The sequence below is a fragment of the Citrobacter sp. NCU1 genome (assembly GCF_010231475.1).
Classification (GTDB): domain Bacteria; phylum Pseudomonadota; class Gammaproteobacteria; order Enterobacterales; family Enterobacteriaceae; genus Citrobacter_D.
The window spans coordinates 1-26,385 of record NZ_NRDO01000071.1 but is presented as its reverse complement, the minus strand read 5'-3'; the positions used below and the strand labels follow the sequence as shown (position 1 = coordinate 26,385).

General features: G+C 53.4%; 21 protein-coding genes, 3 tRNA genes and 1 pseudogene. 4 read left to right on the top strand and 21 right to left on the bottom strand.

Translation table 11 applies throughout. The annotated features are described in order from the left end of the window. Position 1 precedes the first annotated feature (1 nt). The 16 genes from CJP72_RS19820 to nnr all read right to left on the bottom strand — a co-directional run bounded on the left by CJP72_RS19820 (position 2) and on the right by nnr (position 17,359). A complete protein-coding gene (locus CJP72_RS19820) occupies positions 2–646 on the bottom strand; it encodes a DUF1190 domain-containing protein (protein WP_162383037.1) in 645 nt (214 codons plus the stop codon). A gap of 9 nt (positions 647–655) precedes the next feature. Further along, the gene (locus CJP72_RS19815) at positions 656–1,054 is read right to left on the bottom strand and encodes a DUF350 domain-containing protein (RefSeq protein ID WP_162383036.1); all 399 of its coding nucleotides are present in this window, start codon (positions 1,052–1,054) and stop codon (positions 656–658) included. 380 nt (positions 1,055–1,434) lie between these two features. Next, the gene (gene rlmB, locus CJP72_RS19810; protein ID WP_162383035.1) at positions 1,435–2,166 is read right to left on the bottom strand and encodes a 23S rRNA (guanosine(2251)-2'-O)-methyltransferase RlmB; all 732 of its coding nucleotides are present in this window, start codon (positions 2,164–2,166) and stop codon (positions 1,435–1,437) included. An 87-nt stretch (positions 2,167–2,253) separates the two neighbouring features. Continuing rightward, positions 2,254–4,704: a ribonuclease R gene (gene rnr / locus CJP72_RS19805; RefSeq protein WP_162383034.1), complete on the bottom strand. Its 2,451-nt coding sequence runs from the start codon at positions 4,702–4,704 to the stop codon at positions 2,254–2,256. A gap of 38 nt (positions 4,705–4,742) precedes the next feature. Beyond that, positions 4,743–5,168: a nitric oxide-sensing transcriptional repressor NsrR gene (nsrR, locus tag CJP72_RS19800; protein ID WP_162383033.1), complete on the bottom strand. Its 426-nt coding sequence runs from the start codon at positions 5,166–5,168 to the stop codon at positions 4,743–4,745. A gap of 227 nt (positions 5,169–5,395) precedes the next feature. Continuing rightward, positions 5,396–6,694, bottom strand: coding sequence for an adenylosuccinate synthase (purA, locus tag CJP72_RS19795; RefSeq protein WP_162383032.1), 1,299 nt, complete (start codon positions 6,692–6,694; stop codon positions 5,396–5,398). A 102-nt stretch (positions 6,695–6,796) separates the two neighbouring features. Then, the gene (locus tag CJP72_RS19790; protein ID WP_162383031.1) at positions 6,797–6,994 is read right to left on the bottom strand and encodes a DUF2065 domain-containing protein; all 198 of its coding nucleotides are present in this window, start codon (positions 6,992–6,994) and stop codon (positions 6,797–6,799) included. An 80-nt stretch (positions 6,995–7,074) separates the two neighbouring features. Beyond that, positions 7,075–8,079 (bottom strand): protease modulator HflC, encoded by a 1,005-nt coding sequence (gene hflC, locus CJP72_RS19785; protein WP_162383030.1) that lies wholly within the window; start codon positions 8,077–8,079, stop codon positions 7,075–7,077. Between the two features lie 2 nt (positions 8,080–8,081). After that, positions 8,082–9,344 carry an FtsH protease activity modulator HflK gene (hflK, locus tag CJP72_RS19780; protein ID WP_162383029.1) on the bottom strand — a complete coding sequence of 421 codons (1,263 nt, stop codon included), beginning with the start codon at positions 9,342–9,344 and terminating at the stop codon, positions 8,082–8,084. 125 nt (positions 9,345–9,469) lie between these two features. Next, complete coding sequence (gene hflX / locus CJP72_RS19775; protein ID WP_162383028.1) at positions 9,470–10,750, bottom strand: ribosome rescue GTPase HflX; 1,281 nt, start codon at positions 10,748–10,750, stop codon at positions 9,470–9,472. 73 nt (positions 10,751–10,823) lie between these two features. Next, positions 10,824–11,132 (bottom strand): RNA chaperone Hfq, encoded by a 309-nt coding sequence (hfq, locus tag CJP72_RS19770; protein ID WP_162383027.1) that lies wholly within the window; start codon positions 11,130–11,132, stop codon positions 10,824–10,826. An 83-nt stretch (positions 11,133–11,215) separates the two neighbouring features. Further along, positions 11,216–12,166 (bottom strand): tRNA (adenosine(37)-N6)-dimethylallyltransferase MiaA, encoded by a 951-nt coding sequence (miaA, locus tag CJP72_RS19765; RefSeq protein ID WP_162383026.1) that lies wholly within the window; start codon positions 12,164–12,166, stop codon positions 11,216–11,218. Next, on the bottom strand, positions 12,159–14,021 hold the full coding sequence (gene mutL, locus CJP72_RS19760) for a DNA mismatch repair endonuclease MutL (protein WP_162383025.1): 1,863 nt from the start codon (positions 14,019–14,021) through the stop codon (positions 12,159–12,161). The genes miaA and mutL overlap by 8 nt, the downstream gene beginning before the upstream one ends. A 9-nt stretch (positions 14,022–14,030) precedes the next feature. After that, the gene (gene amiB / locus CJP72_RS19755; protein WP_162383024.1) at positions 14,031–15,362 is read right to left on the bottom strand and encodes an N-acetylmuramoyl-L-alanine amidase AmiB; all 1,332 of its coding nucleotides are present in this window, start codon (positions 15,360–15,362) and stop codon (positions 14,031–14,033) included. A 16-nt stretch (positions 15,363–15,378) separates the two neighbouring features. Further along, entirely contained in the window at positions 15,379–15,840 is a 462-nt protein-coding gene (gene tsaE / locus CJP72_RS19750; RefSeq protein WP_162383023.1) for a tRNA (adenosine(37)-N6)-threonylcarbamoyltransferase complex ATPase subunit type 1 TsaE, read from the bottom strand. Beyond that, the gene (nnr, locus tag CJP72_RS19745) at positions 15,812–17,359 is read right to left on the bottom strand and encodes a bifunctional ADP-dependent NAD(P)H-hydrate dehydratase/NAD(P)H-hydrate epimerase (protein WP_162383022.1); all 1,548 of its coding nucleotides are present in this window, start codon (positions 17,357–17,359) and stop codon (positions 15,812–15,814) included. Before nnr ends, tsaE begins: the two co-directional genes overlap by 29 nt. Here nnr and queG point away from each other — a divergent pair. After that, positions 17,358–18,497: a tRNA epoxyqueuosine(34) reductase QueG gene (queG, locus tag CJP72_RS19740; RefSeq protein ID WP_162383021.1), complete on the top strand. Its 1,140-nt coding sequence runs from the start codon at positions 17,358–17,360 to the stop codon at positions 18,495–18,497. The two genes, nnr and queG, sit on opposite strands and share 2 nt — an antisense overlap. Positions 18,498–18,766: 269 nt before the next feature. Here queG and CJP72_RS19735 read toward each other — a convergent pair. The 4 genes from CJP72_RS19735 to orn form a co-directional block, all read right to left on the bottom strand. Then, positions 18,767–18,842, bottom strand: a tRNA-Gly gene (locus CJP72_RS19735). Positions 18,843–18,999: 157 nt separating this feature from the next. Further along, positions 19,000–19,075: transfer RNA gene (locus tag CJP72_RS19730), tRNA-Gly, on the bottom strand. Positions 19,076–19,110: 35 nt separating this feature from the next. Further along, positions 19,111–19,186, bottom strand: a tRNA-Gly gene (locus CJP72_RS19725). A gap of 207 nt (positions 19,187–19,393) precedes the next feature. Further along, positions 19,394–19,939 (bottom strand): oligoribonuclease, encoded by a 546-nt coding sequence (orn, locus tag CJP72_RS19720; protein ID WP_162383020.1) that lies wholly within the window; start codon positions 19,937–19,939, stop codon positions 19,394–19,396. Between the two features lie 106 nt (positions 19,940–20,045). Between orn and rsgA the strand changes: the two genes are divergently transcribed. From rsgA to mscM, 3 genes are all read left to right on the top strand, one after another. Next, the gene (rsgA, locus tag CJP72_RS19715; RefSeq protein WP_193568805.1) at positions 20,046–21,098 is read left to right on the top strand and encodes a small ribosomal subunit biogenesis GTPase RsgA; all 1,053 of its coding nucleotides are present in this window, start codon (positions 20,046–20,048) and stop codon (positions 21,096–21,098) included. 95 nt (positions 21,099–21,193) lie between these two features. After that, entirely contained in the window at positions 21,194–22,162 is a 969-nt protein-coding gene (gene asd, locus CJP72_RS19710) for an archaetidylserine decarboxylase (RefSeq protein WP_162383018.1), read from the top strand. Between the two features lie 18 nt (positions 22,163–22,180). Then, complete coding sequence (gene mscM / locus CJP72_RS19705; RefSeq protein ID WP_162383017.1) at positions 22,181–25,507, top strand: miniconductance mechanosensitive channel MscM; 3,327 nt, start codon at positions 22,181–22,183, stop codon at positions 25,505–25,507. A 44-nt stretch (positions 25,508–25,551) separates the two neighbouring features. Here the strand turns inward: mscM and CJP72_RS19700 are convergent. Further along, positions 25,552–26,385, bottom strand: a pseudogene (locus tag CJP72_RS19700) (glutamate/gamma-aminobutyrate family transporter YjeM); the annotation flags it as partial.

The following is a 26,385-nucleotide window of genomic DNA, read 5'->3' as shown; positions in this document are numbered from 1 at the left end:
GTTAGCCTCCCCAGGAGCCATGTGAGCTAAAGAAGCGGCCAAATCCCCCACGAGATTCCGTCGGGACCCTCGGCGCTATGGCACGGTGGGAGGTATCACGATAGGTGGTGGCATTTCTTTTACCGTCCCAGACATAATTACCCGAGGCAACCCGCCACGCTGGGCGAGAGACATACGAGGAACCACCGCTGCTGTAAACGTACTGTTCATCGCGTTCATTACGAATCGAACGGCTGAGCAGAAAACCGGAGATCACGGGGTTCCAGCTACGATCAACGCTGTCAAAATAGCAGTTTAAATAGAGTGACTGACAGCTTTCCTGGCTCATGTTCGCGGGCACATTCGCGTAAAAGTTGGCCTTTGCGTTATTCCAGCCATCTGCACACACGCTGGCGCTATTCCCGTCATTGATGCAATCACTCACCGTAGAATAATAAACACCATCGCCATCGGTATCCGCACTCCCCTCATCACCACAGCTTTTGAGGCCGAAAAATGCGGCACCGCCCATGATCGCCAGCGTCAGATATTTGCCCCCATAGCTTTTCTGTTTTGGCTGGGAAGCGCTAAGCGGATTGTCGCTCCGCGTGGTGACTGAATGTCCTGCTGTCGTTTTTTGCTGCCTGGATTTCCGTTTTTTCGCCATGATCGTCCATTACCATGTCATACAGGCGGCGTTGAAAATTCCCCCTGCCAGCGCGGCAGTACCCATGAACATTCCCGCAGCAGTATTGTGGTTAATAATTTTTTCGCTCAGCATCGGCATATACAAACGCACGCCACCGTAAACCATCAACTGGACAACCAGCGCAATTCCGCCCCAGGCAAAATAATCCGGGATGCTGACTGAATTGATTGCCGCGCTGGATAATGGAATGACGTAACCGAGCAATGTCCCGCTAAACGCCAGCGATGCTGCCGTATTATTGTTTTTAATCAACTGCCATTCATTGTGAGGCGTAATTTTTGAATAGATAAAAAGGAACAGTATCACCATCGCTGCGCCGATAAAAAAATAAGCGCAAAAAGCCACTAATGAATCCAGTATATGCATTATATTCTTCCTGAAATTAATCAATAATACTCTTTTATATCAATAAAATAACGACAGCAGGCATACAAACTCCGTACCTGATTTTCTGCCATCGTGACTTTATCAACGTCTCGTTACCGAGCGTGTTCTACGCAAGGAGATTGTCGCAATGGCTTATTTTAATAAGTCAGGCATGGTCATTACTTACTATATCCATAATTTTTGGAGGGAAATTCAGTAGCGCATTGAATCGCGCCGGTGCAGTCCATGCCATACATTCTTCCATAAATTGACGAGATAATGATGAATACAGTAAAGCTCAAATTGACGGCTCATATTATCCGTTTCAGATAAAAAAAAACCATCCCTAATTTGGATGGTTTTTCTGCAAAACAAAAGCCTCAACTGCGCTGGCGTACGGCCTCAAACAGGCAGATCCCCGTCGCTACGGAAACGTTAAGCGACGAAACGCTACCCGCCATTGGGATGCTGATCAGCTCATCACAATGCTCACGGGTCAGGCGACGCATACCTTCGCCTTCCGCGCCCATCACCAGTGCCAGACGACCAGTCATTTTGCTCTGGTACAACGTATGATCGGCTTCACCGGCCGTACCGACAATCCAGATATTCTCTTCCTGTAACATGCGCATGGTGCGCGCCAGGTTGGTCACACGGATCAGCGGCACGCTTTCAGCTGCGCCACAGGCGACTTTTTTGGCCGTCGCATTCAACATCGCGGAGCGATCCTTTGGCACGATCACCGCATGGACACCAGCCGCATCGGCGCTACGCAGACACGCACCAAGGTTGTGCGGGTCGGTCACGCCATCCAGAATTAACAGAAACGGTTGATCGAGTGAAGCAATCAGATCCGGCAGATCGTTTTCCTGATACTGACGGCCAGGCTTCACACGCGCAATAATTCCCTGATGTACCGCACCCTCACTTTTCTCATCCAGGAACTGGCGGTTCGCCAACTGGATGACAACACCCTGCGCTTCCAGAGCATGGATCAGCGGCAGCAGGCGCTTGTCTTCACGGCCTTTCAAAATAAAGACATCCTGAAAACGCTCAGGAGCACGCTCCAGCAGGGCCTGCACCGCATGGATGCCGTAAATCATTTCACTCATGAATGTACTCGTTAATGGTTAATGTTGCCGTGATCGGCATGTAACGCCGGGCGGCGATGCTCGCGCCCGGCCTACAGTGTCATGTCGTTATTCAGCGACTTTCTTCTTTGCCGCGCGTTTTGCCTTCGTGGCAGAAGCGATTTTAAGCGTTTTTGCCGACGGCTTTTTCGCTTTTTTATCGCCTTTTTTCTCCGCTTTCGGTTTAGCGGGTTTGCCTTTCTTCTCACCACGGAAGGCGCTGTCCGGCTCGAAATTCACCTTTTTGCCAGCCTGACGGCGTTTGCCTGCGGGTTTTCCGTTATCGCCTTTTTTCGTTTTCTCACGCGCCGTTTTCCCGACGTTGCGCGGCGCGCGCTCGCTGGAGATCAGGCTAAAGTCGATTTTACGCTCATCCATATTGACCGCTTCGACCTTAACTTCCACGCGATCGCCCAGACGATACATCTGACCACTGGATTCGCCCGTCAGACGTTGACCAACCTGATCGAAACGATAATAGTCGTTATCCAGAGAAGAGACGTGCACCAGACCATCAATAAACAGTTCATCAAGACGGACGAAGAACCCAAAACCCGTCACGCTGGCAATCACACCCTTAAAGACGTTACCTACCTGATCCAGCATAAAGTCACACTTCAGCCAGTCAGAAACGTCACGCGTGGCTTCATCAGCACGACGTTCGGTCATGGAACAGTGCTGACCCAGTTGCAGCATCTCTTCCATTGAGTAATGGTAGCCGCCCGTCTCGGTGCTATTACCTTTATGGCCCTGCTCTTTCGCCAGCAAATACTTGATTGCACGATGTAATGAGAGGTCCGGATAACGGCGGATAGGCGACGTAAAGTGCGCATATTGCTGCAGTGCCAGACCAAAGTGACCGCGGTTTTCTGGATCGTAAATCGCCTGCTTCATTGAGCGCAGCAGCATGGTTTGCAGCATTTCTGCGTCGGGTCTGCCTTCGACTGACTCCAGCAGTTCCGCGTAGTCACGCGGCTCTGGTTTGTTGCCGCCCGGCAGTTCCAGCCCCAGTTCCGCCAGTACCGAGCGGAAAGAGTTGATCGCTTCCGTCGTCGGCTTGTCGTGGATACGGAACAGCGCTGGCTCTTTGGCTTTCTCAACAAAGCGTGCCGCTGAGATATTTGCCAGAATCATGCACTCTTCAATCAGTTTGTGTGCGTCGTTGCGCTGCGTCTGCTCAATGCGTTCGATGCGGCGTTCTGCGTTGAAGATAAACTTCGCTTCTTCGCTTTCAAAAGAGATACCGCCGCGTTCTTCACGCGCATTGTCCAGCACCTTGTAAAGGTTGTGCAGCTCTTCGAGGTGTTTTACCAACGGCGCATACTGCTCACGCAGATCCTGATCCCCCTGCAGAATATGCCAAACTTTGGTATAGGTCAGTCGCGCATGAGAGCTCATTACGGCTTCATAGAATTTATAGCCGGTCAGACGCCCTTTGGTAGACACGGTCATTTCGCAGACCATACACAGGCGATCAACCTGCGGGTTCAGCGAACACAAACCGTTCGAGAGCACTTCTGGCAGCATTGGCACGACCTGCGACGGGAAGTAAACCGACGTCCCGCGATTGCGCGCCTCCTGATCCAGCGGTGTTGGCGGACGCACGTAATAGCTTACGTCAGCAATCGCGACCCACAAACGCCAGCCGCCGCCGCGTTTTTTCTCGCAATAGACGGCATCGTCAAAGTCACGCGCATCTTCACCATCGATAGTCACCAACGGTAAGTCACGCAGATCGACACGGCCTACTTTCGCTTCTTCCGGCACTTCTTCTTTCAGCCCGGCTACCTGTTTTTCAACCGCTGCTGGCCAAATATAAGGGATTTCATGGGTACGCAGCGCCATATCGACAGCCATGCCGGTGCCCATATTGTCACCCAGCACCTCGACAATTTTACCCACAGCTTTGGTGCGGCGGGTCGGACGTTGGGTGAGTTCCACCACGACCACAAAGCCCATGCGCGCGCCCATCACCTCTTCAGGTGGGATCAGGATGTCAAAGCTCAGACGGCTGTCGTCCGGCACCACGAATCCCACGCCGGCATCGGTAAAATAACGCCCCACAATCTGGCTGGTTTTCGGAACCAGCACGCGCACAATACGCGCTTCACGACGGCCTTTGCGGTCGGCGCCCAACGGCTGCGCCAGCACCTGATCGCCATGAATACAGGTTTTCATCTGTTCGCTGGAAAGGTACAAATCATCTTTGCGACCTTCGACGCGCAAAAAACCGTAGCCATCACGATGGCCAATAACGGTGCCTTTCAGTAAGTCGAGACGTTCCGGCAGCGCATAACACTGGCGGCGAGTGAAGACCAGTTGCCCATCACGCTCCATGGCGCGCAGACGGCGGCGCAAAGCTTCCTGCTGCTCTTCGCCTTCAATGTTCAGTTCAATGGCCAGTTCATCACGGTTGGCCGGTTTTTCGCGTTTAGTTAAATGTTCGAGGATATATTCCCGGCTCGGGATAGGGTTAGCGTATTTTTCAGCTTCGCGTTCCTGGAAAGGATCATGTGACATCTCGGTTCCTCCGTTGTCAGCTCCAGTGGAGTTTTACGTCACTCCACCAGCAATAATTTATAAAGTGGCTGATTCTCTTCAACCAAATCGGCAAGCGTATAGTTGTCCAGTTCCGTGAGAAAACTGTGCACTGCCTTAGAAAGCGCCTGTTTGAGTCTACAGGCTGGGGTTATGTGGCAAAATTCGCTGCTGCAGTTCACCAGCGACAAAGGCTCCAGCTCGCGTACCACATCACCAATACGAATTTTATCAGCGGATTTGCCCAAGCGGATACCGCCGTTTTTTCCTCGAATGGCAGTCACATAGCCCGCCCGGCTAAGCTGATTAATTATTTTGACCATATGATTACGGGACACGCCGTAGACTTCTGTCACCTCAGAAATACTGGTCATACGCCCATCCGGTAGCGACGCCATATAGATTAGCGCGCGTAATCCGTAATCGGTGAAACTTGTTAACTGCACATCAACCTCAGGAAAAGGGGAAAACGGGATATACCTGGCAATATTAATTATATTGATGATAAACCAGCCACCAGCCAGGTCGCTAATTTATTTCAGTGCGGGAAGGAAAAAAGCGAGGATTTTGCGAATGATTAAGCCGGATGGCAGCGCTATGCACCTTATCCGGCCTGGAACAACGGATAAACCGTAGGCCCGGTTAGCTCAGCGCCACCGGGCATTGCCATAGATTATGCGTCGAACGGGTCGCGCAGAATCATGGTCTCAGTACGATCCGGACCGGTAGAAATAATATCAATCGGCACACCGGTCAGTTCTTCAATACGCTTGATGTAGTTCAGCGCTGCCTGCGGCAGACCGCTGCGCTCCTTCACGCCAAACGTGGTTTCAGACCAGCCAGGCATGGTTTCGTAGATCGGCTCGATGCCTTTCCAGTCGTCAGCGGCCAGCGGAGTGGTGGTTACTTCACGGCCATCCGGCATACGGTAAGCCACACAGATTTTCACCTCTTTCAAACCGTCCAGTACGTCCAGTTTGGTCAGGCAGAAGCCAGACAGGGAGTTGATCTGTACAGCACGACGCACAGCAACGGAATCCAGCCAGCCAGTACGACGACGACGACCGGTGGTCGCACCGTATTCGTTACCCTGTTTGCACAGGAACTCGCCAGTTTCATCAAACAGTTCTGTCGGGAACGGACCCGCACCCACACGCGTGGAGTAAGCTTTGATGATACCCAGAACGTAATCCACAAAACGCGGACCCAGGCCGGAACCTGTCGCTACGCCACCTGCGGTGGTGTTAGAGGAAGTTACGTACGGATAAGTACCGTGGTCGATATCCAGCAGAGTACCCTGCGCACCTTCGAACATAACGAAATCGCCACGTTTGCGCGCCTGGTCCAGCAGGTCGGAAACATCAACAACCATCGAGGTCAGGATGTCGGCGATTGCCATCACATCATCCAGCACTTTCTGGTAGTCAACAGCTTCAACTTTGTAGAAATTCACCAACTGGAAGTTGTGATATTCCATCACTTCTTTCAGTTTTTCAGCGAAGGTGGCTTTGTCGAACAGGTCGCCAACGCGCAGACCGCGACGAGCAACTTTATCTTCATACGCCGGCCCAATACCGCGACCCGTAGTACCAATCGCTTTCTCACCACGAGCTTTCTCACGCGCGTTATCCAGCGCAACGTGATAATCCAGGATCAGCGGACAGGCTTCAGACAGCAGCAGGCGCTCACGAACAGGGATGCCACGGTCTTCCAGTCCTTTCATCTCTTTCATCAACGCGCTCGGAGACAGCACGACACCGTTACCGATGATGCTGGTGACATTTTCGCGAAGAATACCTGATGGAATAAGATGGAGGACGGTTTTTTCACCGTTGATTACGAGAGTATGGCCTGCGTTGTGACCACCCTGGTAGCGCACAACATATTTAGCCCGTTCAGTCAGAAGATCGACGATCTTTCCTTTACCTTCGTCACCCCATTGGGTGCCCAGTACGACGACGTTGTTACCCATTTTTCAAAATCACCGTTTGCTTAAAAATGGATTCTACCATCGCTTTTTCAGATATACAGCACTTTTTGCGGGCTAAAAACGGGTAATCAGGCCATTTTTTGATCAGCCAATCGTTTTCCTCAACATGTAGTAGACAACGATGCCCGCAACCACAAGACCTCCGCCAAAACGGCGTAAAGTATTTTCAGGCAATTGCGTCATGGCAGAGATCATTTTCTTCCAGGCCCTGGGATAAAGCATCGGCCCCAGGCCTTCAAACACCAAAACCAGAGCTAGCGCCAGCCAAATTGTCGAGTTCATCCGTTGTCCTTATAAAAAAAGAAAACCACCGGCATCCCCAGGGATGCGGTGGTTTTGCTCATCTAAAACCTGACGTTATTTTAACGTGCAGTGGTGCTCGGTGTCTTCATGTAGCGGAAGAAATCGCTGTCCGGACTCATCACCATGACGTCCTGATTTCCTTCAAAGCTCTTCTCGTAAGCACGCAGGCTACGGATGAACGCATAGAAATCGGGATCCTGGCTAAAGGCGTCCGCAAACAGTTTTGCGGCTTCAGCATCACCTTCACCGCGCATAATGCGACCCTGGCGCTCGGCTTCCGCCAGCGTTTTCGTCACTTCATAATCCGCTGTTGCACGCAGTTTTTCCGCTTCTTCCTGACCCTGTGAACGGTGACGACGCGCGACCGCTTCACGCTCAGCGCGCATACGGTTGTAAATCGCCTCAGACACTTCAGCAGGCAGGTTGATCTGCTTGATACGCACATCGACCACTTCGATACCTAACGCCGCCATACTGTTTGGGTTAATGACTGGCACTTTACCGTTGGTTTCAGCGGTTACGCGCTCAGCGGCCTCGGCAATCGCATTATCCGCAGCTGGCGTCTCCACTTCGTCATCGGTGCCTGCTGTACCGGAGTTCAGCGCATCACGCACTTCCAGAGTCAGACGACCACGAGAATCGGTAACGATATCTTTCACGTCCAGACGACCAATCTCAGAACGCAGACGGTCAGAGAATTTACGTTTCAGCAGCACTTCGGCCTGAGAAACGTCACCACCGCCCGTTGCCAGGAAGTAGCGGCTGAAATCACTGATGCGCCACTTAATATAGGAGTCGACGATCAGGTCTTTCTTCTCTTTGGTGACAAAACGGTCGGCCTGGTTATCCATCGTCTGGATACGCGCGTCGAGCATTTTAACCGACTGAATGAACGGAACCTTAAAGTGCAGGCCTGGCTCATAAATCAGTGGTTTCTTGTCGCTGTCGCGCACAACGCTGCTGAACTGGAACTTGATCCCGCGCTCGCCTTCTTTGACCACAAAGAGAGACGTGTACAGCACTACCAGCACGATGATGATTATCGCAATAACTGACTTACGCATCGTTATTCCCCCTGACGCTGGTAGTCGTTACGCTGCGCGTTAGCGCGGCGTTGGTCCATAATATCGCCCGGGCTGGTGGACGAGGTGTTGCTTGCTCCGCTATTGCTGGAGGAGGACGCTGGCGGCAGACGCAGCAGATTGTTCGCCCCGCTGTTATCGCTCTTTGCCCCAGTGGTATTCCCACCTTTCAGCATCTGATCCAATGGCAGAACCATCAGATTGCCGCCTTTGTCGTTGACCAGTACCTTACGGGTATGGCTCAACACTTTTTCCATCGTTTCGATATACAGACGCTCGCGAGTAATTTGCGGCGCGGCTTTATATTCCGGCAGGATCTTGGCAAAGCGTGCCACTTCACCCTGCGCTTCCAGGATGGTTTGTGTTTTGTAAGCACGAGCTTCTTCAAGAATACGTTGCGCCTGACCGTTTGCACGTGGCTGAACTTCGTTGGTGTACGCTTCGGCTTCACGGATGTATTGCTGCTCGTTTTCACGCGCTGCGATAGCATCGTCAAACGCGGCTTTCACCTCTTCCGGCGGACGCGCAGCCTGGAAGTTGACGTCCAGCAGAGTGATACCCATGTTATAAGGACGAATCGTCTCTTCCAGCTCACGCTGGGTATCGCTACGAATCACGGTACGGCCTTCAGTCAGAATGCGGTCCATGGTGTATTTACCGATAACCCCGCGCAGGGCGCTGTCGGTTGCCTGACGCAAACTGTCATCAGCGCTGGTCACGCTAAACAGGTAACGCTGCGGATCGGTTACGCGGTACTGTACGTTCATCTCAACACGTACGACGTTTTCGTCAGACGTCAGCATCACGCCGGATGCAGCAAGTTCACGCACCGCTTCAACGTTCACTGGGGTGACAACATCGACAAATGTCGGTTTCCAGTTCAGACCCGGCTCAACCAAATGGCTGAATTTACCGAAGCGTGTCACCACGCCGCGTTCCGCTTCTTTAATGGTATAGAAACCGCTGGCCGCCCAAATAATGACGATAGCTGCCGCTGCGATGGATACGACACGACCACCCAAATGCGGGCGTGGGCCTTGCGATGAGCTGCCGCCGCCAGAGCCAGTACCTTTACCGCCACCCAGACCACCGAGTTTTTTACTCAGTTTGCGGAAGATATCATCCAGATCAGGAGGCCCCTGATCGCGGCCACCTTTGTTTCCATTTCCCTCAGGGTTGCCGCCAGGTTTGCTGCTCCCCCACGGGTCGCGGTCTTGTCCGTTATTACCGGGCTGATTCCACGCCATGTTTGTGCTCCATATTTGTTATGCGGTGATATACCCCGTTTTTTGCACTACAGGGGCGTTGCCGCCGTCCTGCACCCCAAAATCCGATAAGTATTGGGCAAAAATCCTCAGGCCTTTCGTCCTGGTCAGATTACGTAATCCACCAGGGTCGGTTCTTGCTTACAGAGGCGACGCCAGTCAACGATCGGCATGCGAACTTGCAAACTTACGCTGCCGTCCTCCTCCATCCACTCTTTTTCTATTGCCTGAAGTTGATAAAACCGGCTTCTCAGGCGACCTTCCTGCGGCGGCAAACGCAACGTGTGCTGCGCCACCTCACCAGAAAGCCGTTCAGTCAAAGCCTGAAAAAGCTGTGGTATGCCAATACCGGTCTGTGCGGAAAGCCAGACACGGATTGGTTTATTCTCTTCATCTCTGTCGATACGCGGCTCAAAGTCGTCCAGCATGTCGATCTTGTTCATCACCATCAGGGTCGGGATCTCGTGAGCATCGATCTCTTCGAGTACCGTATCCACTGCGTCGATGTTTTCCTGTACGCGTACGTCAGCAGCGTCCACAACGTGCAATAACAGCGTGGCCTGACGTGTCTCCTGCAAGGTAGCCTTAAAGGCTGCCACCAGGTCGTGCGGTAAATGACGGATAAAACCAACCGTATCCGCCAGCACGGTTTCACCGACATCCGCAACGTCTATACGCCGCAGCGTCGGGTCCAGGGTCGCGAACAGTTGATCTGCTGCATAGACCTGGGCTTCGGTTATCTGGTTAAACAGGGTGGATTTTCCGGCGTTGGTATATCCCACCAAAGATACGGTTGGAACATCCGCTTTCTTGCGCGACTGCCGCCCCTGCTCACGTTGCTTCTCAACTTTCTCCAGGCGCGACTGTATTTGCAAAATACGATTACGCAGCAAACGACGGTCGGTTTCGAGCTGGGTTTCCCCCGGACCGCGCAAACCAATCCCGCCTTTCTGCCTTTCAAGGTGGGTCCAGCCACGCACCAGGCGTGTAGCCAGATGGCGCAACTGCGCCAGCTCAACCTGCAATTTACCCTCATGGGTACGCGCACGCTGGGCAAAAATATCTAAAATGAGACCGGTCCTGTCGATAACAAGACACTGGCACAACTGTTCCAGGTTTCGTTCCTGGGCAGGGCTTAAAGCATGATCAAAAATTACGACCGCAGCGCCAGTCGCTTTCACGGCTTCCGCAATTTCAACTGCCTTACCTTCACCAACAAAATACTTCGGGTGCGGTGCTTTACGGCTACCGGTAATCACCTGCATTGCTTCGACACCGGCGGAAGAGACAAGAGATTCAAACTCCTGTAGGTCTTCCATATCTTTGTCTTGCGAAAAATAGATGTGTACCAGTACCGCCTGCTCACCGGCATCATAACGGTCAAACAAGCGTAAACCCTCATAAATAACCAGCGGGGGCCGCTATTATGGCGCCCCCGACATGGATAAACAGCGACAAACCTTATTCGGTTTCTTCGCTGTCCTGTTGCGCAGAAGAACCCTGCGCGCTGCTACCGTGATGATAGTTACTGCTGGTGCCGCCGGTGGCATTGTTGCTGTGATGAGAAACCGGGCGAGACGGGACAACAGTAGAAATCGCGTGCTTGTAAACCATCTGGCTGACCGTGTTTTTCAACAGGATCACGAACTGATCAAAAGACTCGATTTGACCTTGCAGCTTAATACCATTCACCAAATAAATAGAAACCGGAACACGTTCCCGACGCAATGCGTTCAGGAACGGATCTTGTAAAGATTGCCCCTTAGCCATTCTCTCTTTTCCTTATATGCTTATTTGTACTTTGAACCTTTCGATTCTGAAAATTGCGCACGATACGTCTCAATTGTACACATTCAGTCTGCGATAGCACCAACAACCTGTAATACTTCGTTTCGCGCCTGGTCCGGCTTTTCACTGTCAAGCCAGTGCACACCGTCCCAGCCTCGTAACCAGGTTATCTGACGCTTCGCCAACTGCCTCGTGGCGCAAACACCTCTATAAACCATTTCATCGTATGAAATTTCACCTTCAATGTATGACCACATCTGGCGGTATCCCACACAACGAATGGAAGGCAAATCCGTATGCAAATCTCCACGGGCAAAAAGCGCCCGCACTTCTGCTTCAAAACCTGAAGCCAACATCTGATGAAAACGCTGCTCAATTCGCTGATGGAGCAGTTCACGGCTCGCCGGGGCGATGGCGAACTGATGCACCTGGTACGGTAGAGCGTCTCCTGACGTTTGCGTCAGTTCCGTTAAAGTTTTACCCGAAATGAAAAAAACTTCCAGTGCCCGGGAAAGTCTTTGCGGATCATTTGGATGAATTCGCGCGGCCGCAACAGGGTCAATCTCCTGAAGCTGTCGGTGCAACGCGTCCCATCCTTGCTCTGCCGCCTGTTGCTCAATTCTGGCTCTGACCTCAGGATCCGCCGACGGTAATGGCGATAATCCCTCAAGCAACGCCTTGAAATACAACATAGTACCGCCAACTAACAGCGGAATACGTCCTGCCGCAGTGATGTCAGCCATCTCCGCCAGGGCATCACGACGAAAATCCGCCGCAGAATACGCCTGCAAAGGATCGCGGATATCCAGCAATCGGTGCGGAGCGGCCTTTAACTCTTCAGCGTCAGGTTTGGCCGTACCGATATCCATCCCCTGATAAATAAGGGCGGAATCGACGCTTATCAACTCTACTGGCAAAACTTTACGCAATTCAATTGCTAATGCGGTCTTGCCGGAGGCCGTCGGCCCCATCAAAAAAATCGCCTTTGGCAGGCTCGCCTTACAGATATCACTCATGTTTCAGGGCGTTCATCGCCGAATGTAAATCAACAGGTTGTAATAGACCACCTGGCGGCGCCTTCACAAGTTGCGGACATAACCGCTCGACATCAGCCAGCAGGGTAATAACCTGCGCCATAGTCCACTGCGGATGTTCACTCATCAGATTACGCGCAATCCACTGGGCAATATTGTCTGCCTCATAGCTGGATTGCTGCGCCAGGTAGCCTATCAGTTCAGGAATCAAGATTTGTAAATTTTGTTGGCGTAAGGGTAAAGGCACAGCTCGAATGGTCACATGCTGCGCATCCAGCTGAAATTCAATCCCTAAATCCGCCAAACAGGGGAGCGCGTTTTGCAGCGCCGTCTTTTCGTCCACCGCCACTTTTAAGCGCAGCGGAATCAGCAACGGCTGGGCACAAACGGGCGTTTTTCCGGGCGTCAGTTGCGCCTGTCGCAGCCAGCGTTCAGCCACTGGCAGCGACAGCAGGTGAATATTCCCTTCGCGTTCCAGCAGCGCGCAGTCGTTGCCCACAATCGTGAGTACACGACCAAAGCTCTGACTGTGCCCCGCCAGCGCCGATGTAGCAGGTTCCGCCACGGGCGATTTTGTCGCAGGTGTCGGCGTTTGCAGGAGCTGGCGATACACTTCGCCCTGCTGTTTCTGATAGCCCGGCTGGGCATGCGGCCAGTTTGCCGCTGTCGGGCGCGGCGCGCTGCTGCCCGCTGACTGTGTGGAAGTGTAGCGCGGTGCCGTAGGTTCGCGGGCCTGCACTGGCTCAGCAAAATGGTTACGCCCTGCGGCCACACGGTTTTCCGGAACGTGCCGGGGCGCGGGTTCGCCTTCTGCTTCCAGCGGCAATGGCGATTCAAGCTGTTGTTGCAGCACGCTCAGTACGCCCTGGTAGATAAAGTCATGTACCAGGCGCGACTGATGAAAACGGACTTCGTGCTTAGCCGGATGCACGTTGACATCCACCTGATGCGGGTCAATCTCAAGGTACAGCACAAATGCGGGTTGCTGATCGGCACCCAGCTTATCTTCACACGCCTGACGAATTGCGTGGTTGATCAGCCTATCGCGCATCATACGTCCGTTGACGTAGCAGTACTGAATTTCCGCCAGCGCCGCCGTTGTGTGATGAGGGTCAGCTACCCAACCATGTAGCCGCAAATCGCCATGTTGCCACTCAATCGCCAGCGCCTGTTCGAGAAACGGAGTGCCGCAAATAGCGCCCAGTCGACGCTCTTTCTGCCCATCCTGCGCCACCGCGCGATACTGACGCACCATTTTACCGTTGTGCGACAAATTGATCGTGACGTCAAAACGCGCCAACGCAATGCGCCGGATAATCTCATCAATATGGTTAAATTCTGTCTTTTCGGTGCGCATGAACTTGCGCCGTGCGGGAGTATTGTAGAACAGATCCAGCACCTCCAGCGTCGTCCCCACCGGATGTGCGGCAGGCTTAACCGTCACGTCCATGTCACGCCCTTCCGCGTACGCTTGCCAGGCTTCGGGCTGTTCTGCGGTGCGGGAGGTGAGCGTTAACCGAGACACCGAACTGATACTTGCCAGCGCTTCGCCGCGAAACCCGAGGCTGATAATCGCCTCAAGATCGTCAAGCGTGGCTATCTTACTGGTCGCGTGACGCGCTAACGCCAGCGCCAGTTCATCCTTTTTAATGCCACAGCCGTTATCGCGAATGCGGATAAGCTTTGCGCCGCCGCGTTCAATATCAATATCAATTCGCGTCGCGCCAGCATCAAGGCTGTTTTCTACCAGCTCTTTGACCACCGACGCAGGTCGTTCCACCACTTCACCTGCGGCAATTTGGTTCGCCAGTTGCGGCGGAAGAACCTGAATCGGCATGACTATTCCTTAGTTTGTTAGCATCTCGCCCGGCGCAGTCGCGCTGGCCGTTTGCGCAGACGTCCCCTGCGGCCCGGATTGCACCGGATGCGCCAGGAAGTAGTTACGCAGGCCTTTATAGATGGCATCAGCCAGTTGCTGCTGATAATCATCGCTTGCCAACAAACGCTCTTCGCTGTGGTTGCTGATAAAGCCGGTCTCAACCAGCACCGATGGGATGTCTGGCGAGCGCAACACACCGAGGCTGGCGTGTTCAGGACGACGCTTATGCATCGAACCAATACGCTGTAACTGACTGATCATGTTGGTCGCCACATCATACCCTACGCGTTGTGAATGACCGAATTGCAAATCCAGCACCGCCTGACTCAGGTAAGGATCAGACTGGCTGTTTGCCAGTACATCGCCCGCGCCACCTAACAGTTCGGACTGTTTCTCATGCTGCTCCAGCCAGCCCGCCATTTCGGTGTTGGCTCGTCGGTTTGACAATACCCACACCGAAGCCCCTGTCGCATCACGATTTGGCGCAGCATCCGCATGAATCGACACCAGGAAATTGGCATTTTGCTTACGCGCGACGTCCGAACGCCCCATCACCGAAATGAAATAGTCTCCGTCACGCGTTAAGACGCCTTTGAACATCGGATCATCGTTGAGCAGCGTACGCAGTTTACGGGCGACGGCGATAGTGACATTCTTCTCACGGATACCACCGGGACCAATGGCGCCGGGGTCCTGGCCACCGTGACCGGCATCAATGGCAATCACAATCTTGTCGCTATTACTCACCGAAGTTCGTGCCGCAGGACGCGTCGCCGTGTTGCTGCTAATCACCGCCGTCGTGCGATCGTTACTGGATTTAAACGGATTACGTGCAGGTTCACTCGGGCGCGGAGCAATCTCCGGCGTCTCAACACGTTTCACCACCACGGGCGGAGGCGGAGGAGGTGGCGGGGCATCGGCGTTAATCGTAAAGACCACGGTATAGTTACCGCCGTTTTGCCGCTTCACGGCGTCGGTTTTCCCGTTTTCCGTTAAATCCACAACCAGGCGCAGCGACTGCGCATCCTTCGGCGTTCCCGAGCGGATCGCCTTCACCAGGTTATTTCCGCTAAACAGCAGCGGCAATCCCTGAATCACGCCAGTCTGTTTAATATCCAGCGCAACGGTACGTTTACCGTCCTGCGAAAAGGTATAATCCGGATCGCCGATAAAACTCAGCGTAATCCGCGCCTGTTGTTCGCCATTGGAAACCTGAATATCGGAGAGGCTGGCGGCCCCGACCTGCGCGCACAGCAGGACCAGTGTTAGCGCCAACCAATTTCTGATGCGAAAAATCATCCCGTCACCCTTAAGGTTAACCGGCTAAACGCGCCAGCAACAAATTACCTGATGAGGAGACCGCGCTAATGCGCGCCTCACGACCTTGCGCCTGGTAATCTATGTGTATTTCGACATCCGGGTCAGGCAGTACACCTTTACCTTGTTGCGGCCATTCCACCAGGCAGATGGCATCATTGGCAAAATAATCACGGATCCCCATAAATTCCAGCTCCTCAGGGTCCGCAAGACGGTATAAATCAAAGTGATATACCATTAAGTTATCGAGTGAATAAGGTTCGACCAGTGTGTAGGTTGGACTTTTCACGTTGCCTTTATGGCCTAACGCCTGCAGGAACCCACGGCTAAAGGTGGTTTTACCCGCGCCTAAATCACCGTACAAATAGATTACAGTCGCCCCCGAACAGGCTTTGGCTACCCGCAGCCCCAGGTCTAATGTTGCCTGCTCATCAGGTAGCGGAATTACTCGATTCATCATGGTTTACGTCAATCACATCAGGGTTAACAATACGCTGGAGCGCGGAAAAGAGATCGGACGCCAGCATGCCGCGAGTGCCGAAACGCGCCGCAAGCACATCTGCTGCCGCGCCGTGGGCAACACATCCCGCACACGCTGCATCATACGGGGTAAGCTTCTGTCCGAGCAATGCACCAATAATCCCGGAGAGCACATCGCCCATACCGCCGCTGGCCATTCCTGCATTACCGGCATCAATAATGGCTGGCACATCTGACTCTGCGTCGACAACCGTTCCTGCGCCCTTCAGCACCGCAACACCACCGTACCGTTTTACCAGACGGCGGGCTGAAAGTAAGCGATCACTTTCTATTTCTGCAACAGAACAGCCCAGCAGCCGGGCAGCTTCCCCCGGATGCGGGGTGATCACGCGATTGTGACGTTTATCGGGATTGATTGCCAGCAGGTTGAGCGCATCCGCATCCCAGAGCATCGGTTTGCGAAAATTCTCAATTTTCTGCAACGCCTTTTTACCCCACGCCTGTTGTCCAAGCCCAGGGCCAATCACCACCACATCGGCCCACGCCAGGCTCTCCTCAAGAGAGTGCGGGGTCAGTTCATGGACCATCAACTCTGGCCGGGCAGTCAGCAGCGGCGCGACGTTTTCACTGCGCGTCAGCACTCTGACTAACCCGGCGCCGGTTCGCAGCGCAGCCTCGCCAGCCAGGCGAATCGCCCCCGCAGTACCATAATCCCCGCCAATAATCACCAGCCGACCATGATCGCCTTTGTGCGATGTCGGGCGACGCGGTGGCAGCCAGCATCTGAGTTGCGAAGCATCAACACGTTGGATTTGTCTTTCCTGCCTCGCCAGCCAATCGTCCAGGCCCAACGCATCAAAATGCAACTGCCCGGTGACATCCCGCGCGTTTCCCGTCAGCAAGCCAGGTTTTAGCGCAATAAACGTGACCGTATGCGCGGCGTTAATCACCGCACCGGGCGTCGCGCCCGTCTGCGCCAGCAGGCCGGAAGGAATATCTACCGCTACCACAGGAGCGGGATGCGCATTGGCATGATCAATCAATTCGGCAAGAGACTGGCGCGGCGCCTGCAAAAGGCCAGTCCCTGACAGCGCATCAATAATGACGTCAATTCCCGCCGGCCAGACGAAATCTGGCGCGTGGGTAACGCCTCCCGCATTCAGCCAGGATTCGCGAGCCTGCGCGGCTTCATCAGGTAGCGGTTTATCACTTTCTTGCGCCAACAGCGTGACCGTAATGCCTGCGGCTTTCGCAAACCTTGCCAGGACATAACCATCACCGCCGTTATTGCCGTGCCCACAGAGCACCAGCCAGTGGCGGGCTTCTGGGTATGCACTGCGGGTGACCTGAAATACCGCTTCACCCGCACGCAGCATCAGTTCGTACAGCGTCAATCCAAAAGCGTCTGCCGCTTCGCGCTCCACTCTCTTGATGTCATCGGCGGGCCAAACGGAGTGTGGTATACTTGTGGGGTATTTCTTCATTGTATGGTCCGTCATGTCAGAGTCCCTCGATCTCAATCAGTTAGCGCAAAATATCAAACAGTGGGGGCTGGAACTGGGCTTTCAACAGGTCGGTATTGCCGATACCGACCTCAGCGAAGCCGAACCCAAACTGCAGGCGTGGCTGGACAAACAATACCACGGCGAGATGGACTGGATGGCCCGCCACGGCATGATGCGCGCCAGGCCACACGAATTATTGCCCGGTACTCTACGCGTGATCAGCGTACGCATGAACTACCTGCCCGCTAACGCCGCCTTCGCCAGCACGCTGAAAAATCCCCGGTTGGGCTACGTCAGTCGTTATGCTTTGGGTCGCGACTACCACAAACTCTTACGTAACCGCCTCAAAAAACTGGGCGAGATGATTCAGCAACATTGTGTTTCGCTGAATTTTAGACCGTTTGTCGACTCTGCGCCCATTCTTGAACGCCCTCTGGCAGAAAAAGCCGGTCTTGGCTGGACAGGTAAGCACTCACTTACACTCAACCGTGAGGCAGGTTCATTCTTTTTCCTTGGCGAGCTCCTGATCGATTTGCCCCTGCCCATCGACGCCCCTCAGGAAGAAGGGTGTGGAAAATGCGTGGCCTGCATGACGGCCTGTCCGACCGGTGCGATTGTGGAACCTTACACTGTCGATGCCCGCCGCTGTATCTCGTACCTCACGATCGAGCTGGAAGGCGCGATTCCTGAGGAACTTCGCTCGCTGATAGGAAACAGGATTTATGGCTGTGATGACTGTCAGCTTATTTGCCCGTGGAATCGCTATTCGCAGCTGACCCGCGAGGATGATTTCAGTCCGCGTCAACCGCTACACGCTCCAGAACTGATTGAACTGTTCAACTGGAGCGAAGCAAGATTTCTGAAAGTCACAGAGGGATCAGCGATCCGCCGCATTGGTCACTTACGCTGGCTGCGAAATATTGCCGTCGCACTCGGAAATGCGCCGTGGGATAACGCGGTGGTTCAGGCGCTGGAAAGTCGCCGAGGTGAGCACCCACTTCTTGATGAGCACATAGAATGGGCGGTTGCCCAGCAAATTGAGAGGCGCAATGCTTGTGTGGTAGAAGTGCAATTACCGAAGAAACAGCGCCTGATCAGAGCGGTTGAAAAAGGTCTGCCACGCGACGCCTGAATCATCCACAGCTTGTGTATAAAAATAAAAATGCATTGTGATTCAAGAGGGAAAAAATCGTCAAGTGATCGCACTAACAATTCAAAATGATAATTAGTCCAATATTTTCAACAAATTGCAAGGTTACTATTCACCCGGCGAAGTTTTTCGCGTTTCAGGAATAATGCTCTGGCCTGTGGATAAGTCTGTTTACAAGAATGTGTCAGAAGCAAAAGAAATCGTCCCCAATGTGATAACGCGTTGTGGATAATTTTATTGAGATAAGAATTTGGAGCGGGAAACGAGACTCGAACTCGCGACCCCGACCTTGGCAAGGTCGTGCTCTACCAACTGAGCTATTCCCGCTTAATCTTCGTCTTTCGAACCGCTACTGCGTTGGGCTGCCTTCAGTCACCTGAGTCACTTACTTCAGTAAGCTCCCAAGGATTCATTCAGTTGCCGCCTTGTCGCAATTCGAAATCCTGCGATTGGGTGGTGCGTATCTTGCGATACTTTCAAATTTTGGAGCGGGAAACGAGACTCGAACTCGCGACCCCGACCTTGGCAAGGTCGTGCTCTACCAACTGAGCTATTCCCGCTTGGGTGGTGCGTATCTTGCGATACTTTCAAATTTTGGAGCGGGAAACGAGACTCGAACTCGCGACCCCGACCTTGGCAAGGTCGTGCTCTACCAACTGAGCTATTCCCGCAAATTTGTTGCTGTCGTAATTTGCATTTCTGCGTCGTTACGGGAGGCGCATTATACGAGAAATCCTTCCAGCTGCAACCCCCCTAAAAGCGATTTTTTTGTTTTTTTGTTCAAGTGCCGAATAATTCGCCAAAGCGCACAATTTAGCGGCAAAACAGCCATGACGCAAGTTTGTGGGCCGGATAAATGCGTTATCCAACCCACACAATTACAGTTTAATAAAATGCTCGCGGTAGTACGCCAGTTCCGCCACCGACTCACGGATATCATCCATCGCCTGGTGTGTACCCTGCTTAGTAAAGCCATCCAGAATTTCCGGCTTCCAGCGACGCGCCAGCTCTTTCAACGTACTCACATCCAGATAGCGATAGTGGAAGTACGCTTCCAGTTCCGGCATGTATTTGAACAGGAAGCGACGATCCTGTCCGATACTGTTACCGCAAATAGGCGATTTCCCGGCAGGTACCCACTCTTTCAAAAATTCAATCGTCGCCAGTTCCGCTTCGCGATCGCCCACGGTACTTGCCTTCACACGATCCACCAGACCACTTCCGGTATGGGTACGCACGTTCCAGTCATCCATCAGCGCCAGTTGTTCGTCGGACTGATGCACGGCAATCGTCGGCCCTTCTGCCAGGATGTTCAGGTTGGCATCGGTCACCAGTGTCGCGATCTCAATGATGCGATCGCGCTCGGGATCCAGCCCCGTCATTTCAAGATCTATCCAAATGAGGTTGTTTTCATTGACACTCATGCTATTTTCCACCCTTCAGAGGTCACGTTCAGTGTGACTATATTCATCTAAAATAGCGTGTATCATAGATGTTTTGCCCACAATGGGCGACCAGGAGCCAGTACGATTGAGTAAAAATAAACTCTCCAAAGGCCAACAGCGCCGCGTGAACGCCAATCACCAGCGTCGTCTTAAAACGTCCACGGAGAAGGCCGATTACGATGACAATCTGTTTGGCGAAACCGCTGAAGGTATTGTTATCAGCCGTTTTGGTATGCATGCCGACGTCGAATCCGCCAACGGTGAAGTTCACCGTTGCAATATTCGTCGAACCATCCGTTCGCTGGTCACCGGCGATCGCGTGGTCTGGCGTCCAGGAAAAGCGGCGGCGGAAGGCGTAAACGTCAAAGGCATTGTCGAAGCGGTACATGAACGTACCTCTGTGCTGACGCGCCCTGACTTTTATGACGGCGTAAAACCGATTGCTGCCAACATCGACCAAATCGTTATTGTCTCCGCCATTTTGCCGGAGCTGTCGCTTAATATTATCGACCGGTATCTGGTGGCCTGCGAAACGCTGCAGGTTGAACCGATTATCGTACTCAATAAGATCGATCTGCTGGACGATGAAGGCATGGCCTTCGTCAACGAACAGATGGATATCTATCGCGACATTGGTTATCGCGTATTAATGGTATCCAGCCATACAAACAATGGTCTGAAGCCGCTTGAAGAGGCATTGACCGACCGTATTAGCATTTTTGCCGGTCAGTCAGGCGTAGGTAAATCCAGTCTGCTCAATAACCTGCTCGGTCTGCAGGAAGAGATCCTGACCAACGATGTCTCCGACAACTCCGGTCTTGGGCAGCACACGACCACCGCTTCTCGCCTGTACCACTTCCCGCACGGCGGCGATGTCATCGATTCCCCCGGCGTTCGTGAGTTTGGGCTGTGGCATCTTGAGCCGGAACAAATCACGCACGGCTTTGTCGAATTCCATGACTATTTAGGGCATTGCAAGTATCGCGACTGCAAACATGATGCGGATCCAGGCTGTGCTATCCGTGAAGCCGTAGAGAAAGGGACGATCGCCGAGACCCGCTTCGAGAATTATCACCGAATTCTGGAAAGCATGGCGCAAGTAAAAACGCGTAAAAACTTTTCTGATACGGATAACTGACAACTAAGCTAAGCGTCGCTAGAATCGTCCCCCTTTTTCAGGATCCGGCGCGTATGCCGGATCAGGAACGACAAAACAATGGCCTGGAGGCTACCTTGTTAAACTCATTTAAACTTTCGCTACAGTACATTCTGCCGAAACTATGGCTCACTCGCCTGGCGGGTTGGGGCGCAAGCAAACGGGCGGGATGGCTGACCAAATTGGTTATCGATCTGTTCGTGAAGTACTACAAGGTCGATATGAATGAAGCGCAAAAGCCGGACACCGCCAGCTATCGCACGTTTAACGACTTCTTTGTACGTCCGTTGCGTGACGATGTGCGCCCGGTAGATACCGATCCGAATATCCTGGTGATGCCGGCAGACGGCGTGATCAGCCAGTTAGGTCGTATTGAAGAAGATAAAATTCTGCAGGCCAAAGGGCATAACTACAGTCTCGAGGCGCTGCTGGCAGGCAACTATCTGATGGCTGACCTGTTCCGTAACGGTTCGTTTGTCACCACTTACCTCTCCCCGCGCGACTATCACCGCGTACACATGCCGTGTAACGGTATTCTGCGTGAAATGATTTACGTGCCGGGCGATCTGTTCTCCGTCAACCATCTGACTGCGCAAAACGTGCCGAACTTGTTTGCCCGTAACGAGCGTGTCATTTGTCTGTTTGATACCGAATTTGGACCGATGGCGCAGATTCTGGTCGGCGCAACCATCGTCGGCAGCATTGAAACCGTGTGGGCCGGAACCATCACGCCGCCACGTGAAGGCGTCATCAAACGCTGGACCTGGCCTGCGGGCGAAAGCGAAGGTTCTGTTGCGCTGTTGAAAGGCCAGGAAATGGGTCGCTTTAAGCTGGGTTCCACCGTCATCAACTTGTTTGCGCCGGGTAAAGTGAATCTGGTAGAGCAACTGCAAAGTCTGTCCGCGACCAAAATTGGTCAACCGCTGGCCACCTCTACCGAGATTTTCACCCCGTCAGACGTAGTAGCTACGCCGGTTGCAGAAACGGAGATCGCCGCAGAACATGACGCCAACCCGCCGGTTGACGACAAGACAGAACAAAGCTAACAACAAAGGTAGACTGACGTGCGCCTGATTATCACTTTTCTGATGGCCTGGTGCCTCAGCCTGGGGGCGTACGCTGCGACAGCCCCCGACGCCAAACAAATCACCCAGGAACTGGAGCAGGCAAAAGCGGCAAAACCCGCCCAGCCGGAGGCCGTCGAGGCACTCCAGTCTGCATTGAACGCGCTTGAGGAACGTAAAGGTTCCCTCGAGCGCGCCCAGCAATACCAGCAAGTCATCGACAATTTCCCGAAGTTGTCTGCGACATTACGCGCCCAGCTTAATAACCTGCGCGACGAACCACGCAATGTACCGCCGGGGATGTCCACCGAGGCCCTGAACCAGGAGATCCTCCAGGTCAGCAGTCAATTGCTGGATAAAAGCCGACAGGCTCAGCAGGAACAGGAACGTGCCCGGGAAATTGCCGACTCGCTGAGTCAACTGCCGCAACAACAGACTGATGCCCGCCGCCAGTTGAATGACATTGAACGGCGACTTGGCACCGTGAGCGGCAACACCCCGCTGAATCAGGCGCAAAATTTTGGCATGCAGGCCGAATCCGCCAAACTCAAAGCCCTGGTGGATGAACTTGAGCTGGCACAGCTTTCAGCCAACAACCGTCAGGAACTGGCGCGTATGCGCTCAGAACTGGCGGAAAAGCAGAGCCAACAACTTGATTCTTATCTGCAGGCGTTACGCAATCAATTAAACAGCCAGCGCCAACGCGAAGCCGAACGCGCGCTGGAAAGTACCGAACTGTTGGCGGAAAACAGTGATGGCCTGCCAGCAGGTATTGTCGATCAGTTCAAAGTAAACCGGGAATTATCGCAGGCGCTCAACCAGCAAGCGCAGCGCATGGATCTGGTAGCGTCGCAACAGCGTCAGGCAACCAGTCAGACATTGCAGGTACGCCAGGCGCTCAATACTCTGCGAGAACAGGCTCAATGGCTGGGCGTCTCCAACATGCTTGGCGAAGCGCTACGCGCCCAGGTTTCACGCCTGCCGGAAATGCCCAAACCCCAGCAGTTAGATACGGAAATGGCGCAGCTACGTGTCCACCGTATGCGCTATGAGGATTTGCTCAACAAGCAGCCTCAGCTGCGTCAGATTCATCAGGCTGACGGCAAACCGCTTACCGCCGAACAAAACCGGATTCTGGATGCACAACTGCGCACTCAGCGCGAGTTATTGAATTCCCTGCTACAAGGGGGAGACACGCTGATCCTTGAGTTGACCAAGCTGAAAGTTTCCAACAGTCAGTTGGAAGACGCGCTCAAAGAGGTCAACGAAGCGACGCACCGCTACCTGTTCTGGACATCGGATGTGAGTCCGATGTCGCTCACCTGGCCGATTGAGCTCGTTCAGGATCTGCGTCGGCTGATTTCACTGGATACCTTTAACCAACTTGGCAAGGCCAGCATCATGATGCTGACCAGTAAAGAGACGCTGCTGCCGCTGTTTGGCGCGCTTATCCTGGTTGGCTTTAGTCTTTACTCACGCAAGCACTTCACCCGTTTTCTGGAACGTTCATCCGCCCGCGTTGGCAAAGTTACACAAGATCACTTCTGGCTAACATTGCGCACCGTGTTCTGGTCAATACTGGTCGCCTCACCGCTTCCGGTGCTGTGGGCCACCTTAGGGTTTGGACTGCGGGAAGCATGGCCTTACCCGCTGGCCGTTGCGATAGGCGATGGCGTCACCGCTACCGTTCCTCTGTTGTGGGTGGTGATGATTTGCGCCACTTTCGCGCGTCCAAACGGTTTGTTCGTGGCGCACTTTGGCTGGCCGCGTCACCGGGTGGCGCGTGCGATGCGCTATTACCTGATGAGCATCGGATTCATCGTGCCGCTCATCATGGCCTTGATTATGTTTGATAATCTTAATGACCGGGAGTTTTCCGCTTCATTGGGGCGTCTGTGCTTTATGCTGATTTGCGGGGCGCTGGCAATAGTCACCCTCAGTCTCAAGCGCGCAGGTATTCCGCTGTATCTCGACAAAGAAGGCAGCGGCGAAAACATGGTCAACCGGATGTTGTGGAACCTGCTGATGGGCGCACCGCTCGTCGCGATTTTTGCGGCTGTCGTGGGCTATCTGGCGACCGCACAGGCTCTGCTGGCGCGACTGGAAACGTCGGTCGCTATCTGGTTCTTACTGCTGGTGATTTATCACGTCATCCGCCGCTGGATGCTGATTCAGCGCCGCCGATTAGCCTTTGATCGCGCTAAGCATCGCCGCGCTGAAATGCTGGCGCAGCGTGCGCGGGGTGAAGAAGAACAAGCGCATTCAAGCAGCCTTGAGGGAAGCGTTGAGGTCGATGAAAGCGAAGTGGATCTCGACACCATCAGCGCCCAGTCGCTGCGTCTGGTGCGTTCAATTTTGATGCTCATCGCCCTGTTGTCAGTCATCGTACTGTGGTCAGAAATCCATTCCGCCTTTGGTTTCCTTGAGAACATCTCGCTCTGGGATGTCACCTCCACCGTGCAAGGGGTAGAGAGCCTGGAGCCGATCACGCTGGGCGCCGTATTAATTTCGATTCTGGTGTTCATCATCACCACGCAGCTGGTCCGCAATTTGCCTGCGCTACTGGAACTGGCGCTGCTCCAGCATCTGGATTTAACACCCGGAACAGGTTATGCCATCACCACCATCACCAAATATCTGCTGATGCTGATTGGCGGACTGGTGGGTTTCTCAATGATTGGGATTGAGTGGTCAAAATTACAGTGGCTGGTCGCGGCGCTCGGTGTCGGTCTGGGCTTTGGCTTGCAGGAAATCTTCGCCAACTTTATCTCGGGCCTGATCATTTTGTTCGAAAAACCGATTCGTATTGGCGATACGGTGACCATTCGCGACCTGACAGGCAGCGTGACGAAAATCAATACCCGCGCGACCACCATCAGCGACTGGGACCGCAAAGAGATCATCGTACCCAACAAAGCGTTTATCACCGAGCAGTTCATTAACTGGTCACTCTCTGACTCTGTGACACGTGTGGTGCTGACCATTCCGGCGCCTTCCAGCGCCAATAGCGAAGAGGTCACGCAAATTCTGTTAACAGCAGCACAACGCTGCTCGCTGGTGATCGACAACCCGGCGCCGGAAGTGTTCCTCGTCGATCTCCAGCAAGGGATTCAGATCTTTGAACTGCGTATCTATGCTGCAGAGATGGGACATCGTATGCCGCTACGCCATGAAATCCATCAGTTGATTCTGGCGGGCTTCCACGATCATGGCATTGATATGCCATTCCCACCGTTCCAGATGCGTCTGGAAAGTTTGAACGGGACGAGGACCGGGAAAACGCTGACGTCTGCCGGTAAGAAAGCACGTCCGGCGGGGAGTTTGTAAGCGTTAACTATGCAGGGCGGCGCTAATGCTGCCCGGCATTCCTACTACTCCGTTACCCACTGCGGTAGTTTTTCCATCCGACGGGTGTAGTTCTGGTAAATCATCATCGCCAGTAACGAGAAGAACACCGGACCGCTTGTCATCCATAAGGCGCTATTCCAGTCCCCTGCTTCAATCACAGGCTGAATGATGGTGAACACATTGGCAAACGCCACCACCAGCACAACCGTCCCGGTTGCCAGTAGTGTAGAAACCTTCGTTTTGAAGATCACAAACGGTCGTTCCAGCCCCTCGCGAAACTTGAAGAAGGGAAATGCCAGCGCGAGGAACAGATACGGCAGCGTCATCGATACGTTGGCCATCAGCGTCAGTTTGTTATAAAACGCCGACGCGGTATCGCCGCCAAAAGAGACCAGCAGAATAAACAGACTGACCAACAGACACTGCATCCACATTGCATTGGCGGGCATCCCTGTCGAATTCAGTTTCGTGACGGGCGCAGGCCACAGCGCTTTCGGCGTCCCCTGAATAATCGCTTTCAACGGTGAATAGCTCAATGTGAAGAAAGCGCCAGTGTAAGCAAGAAACATCGAGAGTCCGGTAATGCGAGCAAACCAGACGCCCAGCGTTATTGCCGCCTCTGGTGAAAGATTCAGCGCATTGCCCAGCGTCATCCCCAGGCTTTCCATCAGAATGTAAGTGATGTTGCCGAGGTTCACAGAACCATTGCTTAATACCTGCTGCCAGTTCGTGCTGGCCCCCCACAAGAATATCGCCAGAGAATAGCCGATTGAAATCACAATAGCCGCAAAGACAATTCGGTAATGACTCCAACTTATTGATAGTGTTTTATGTTCAGATAATGCCCGATGACTTTG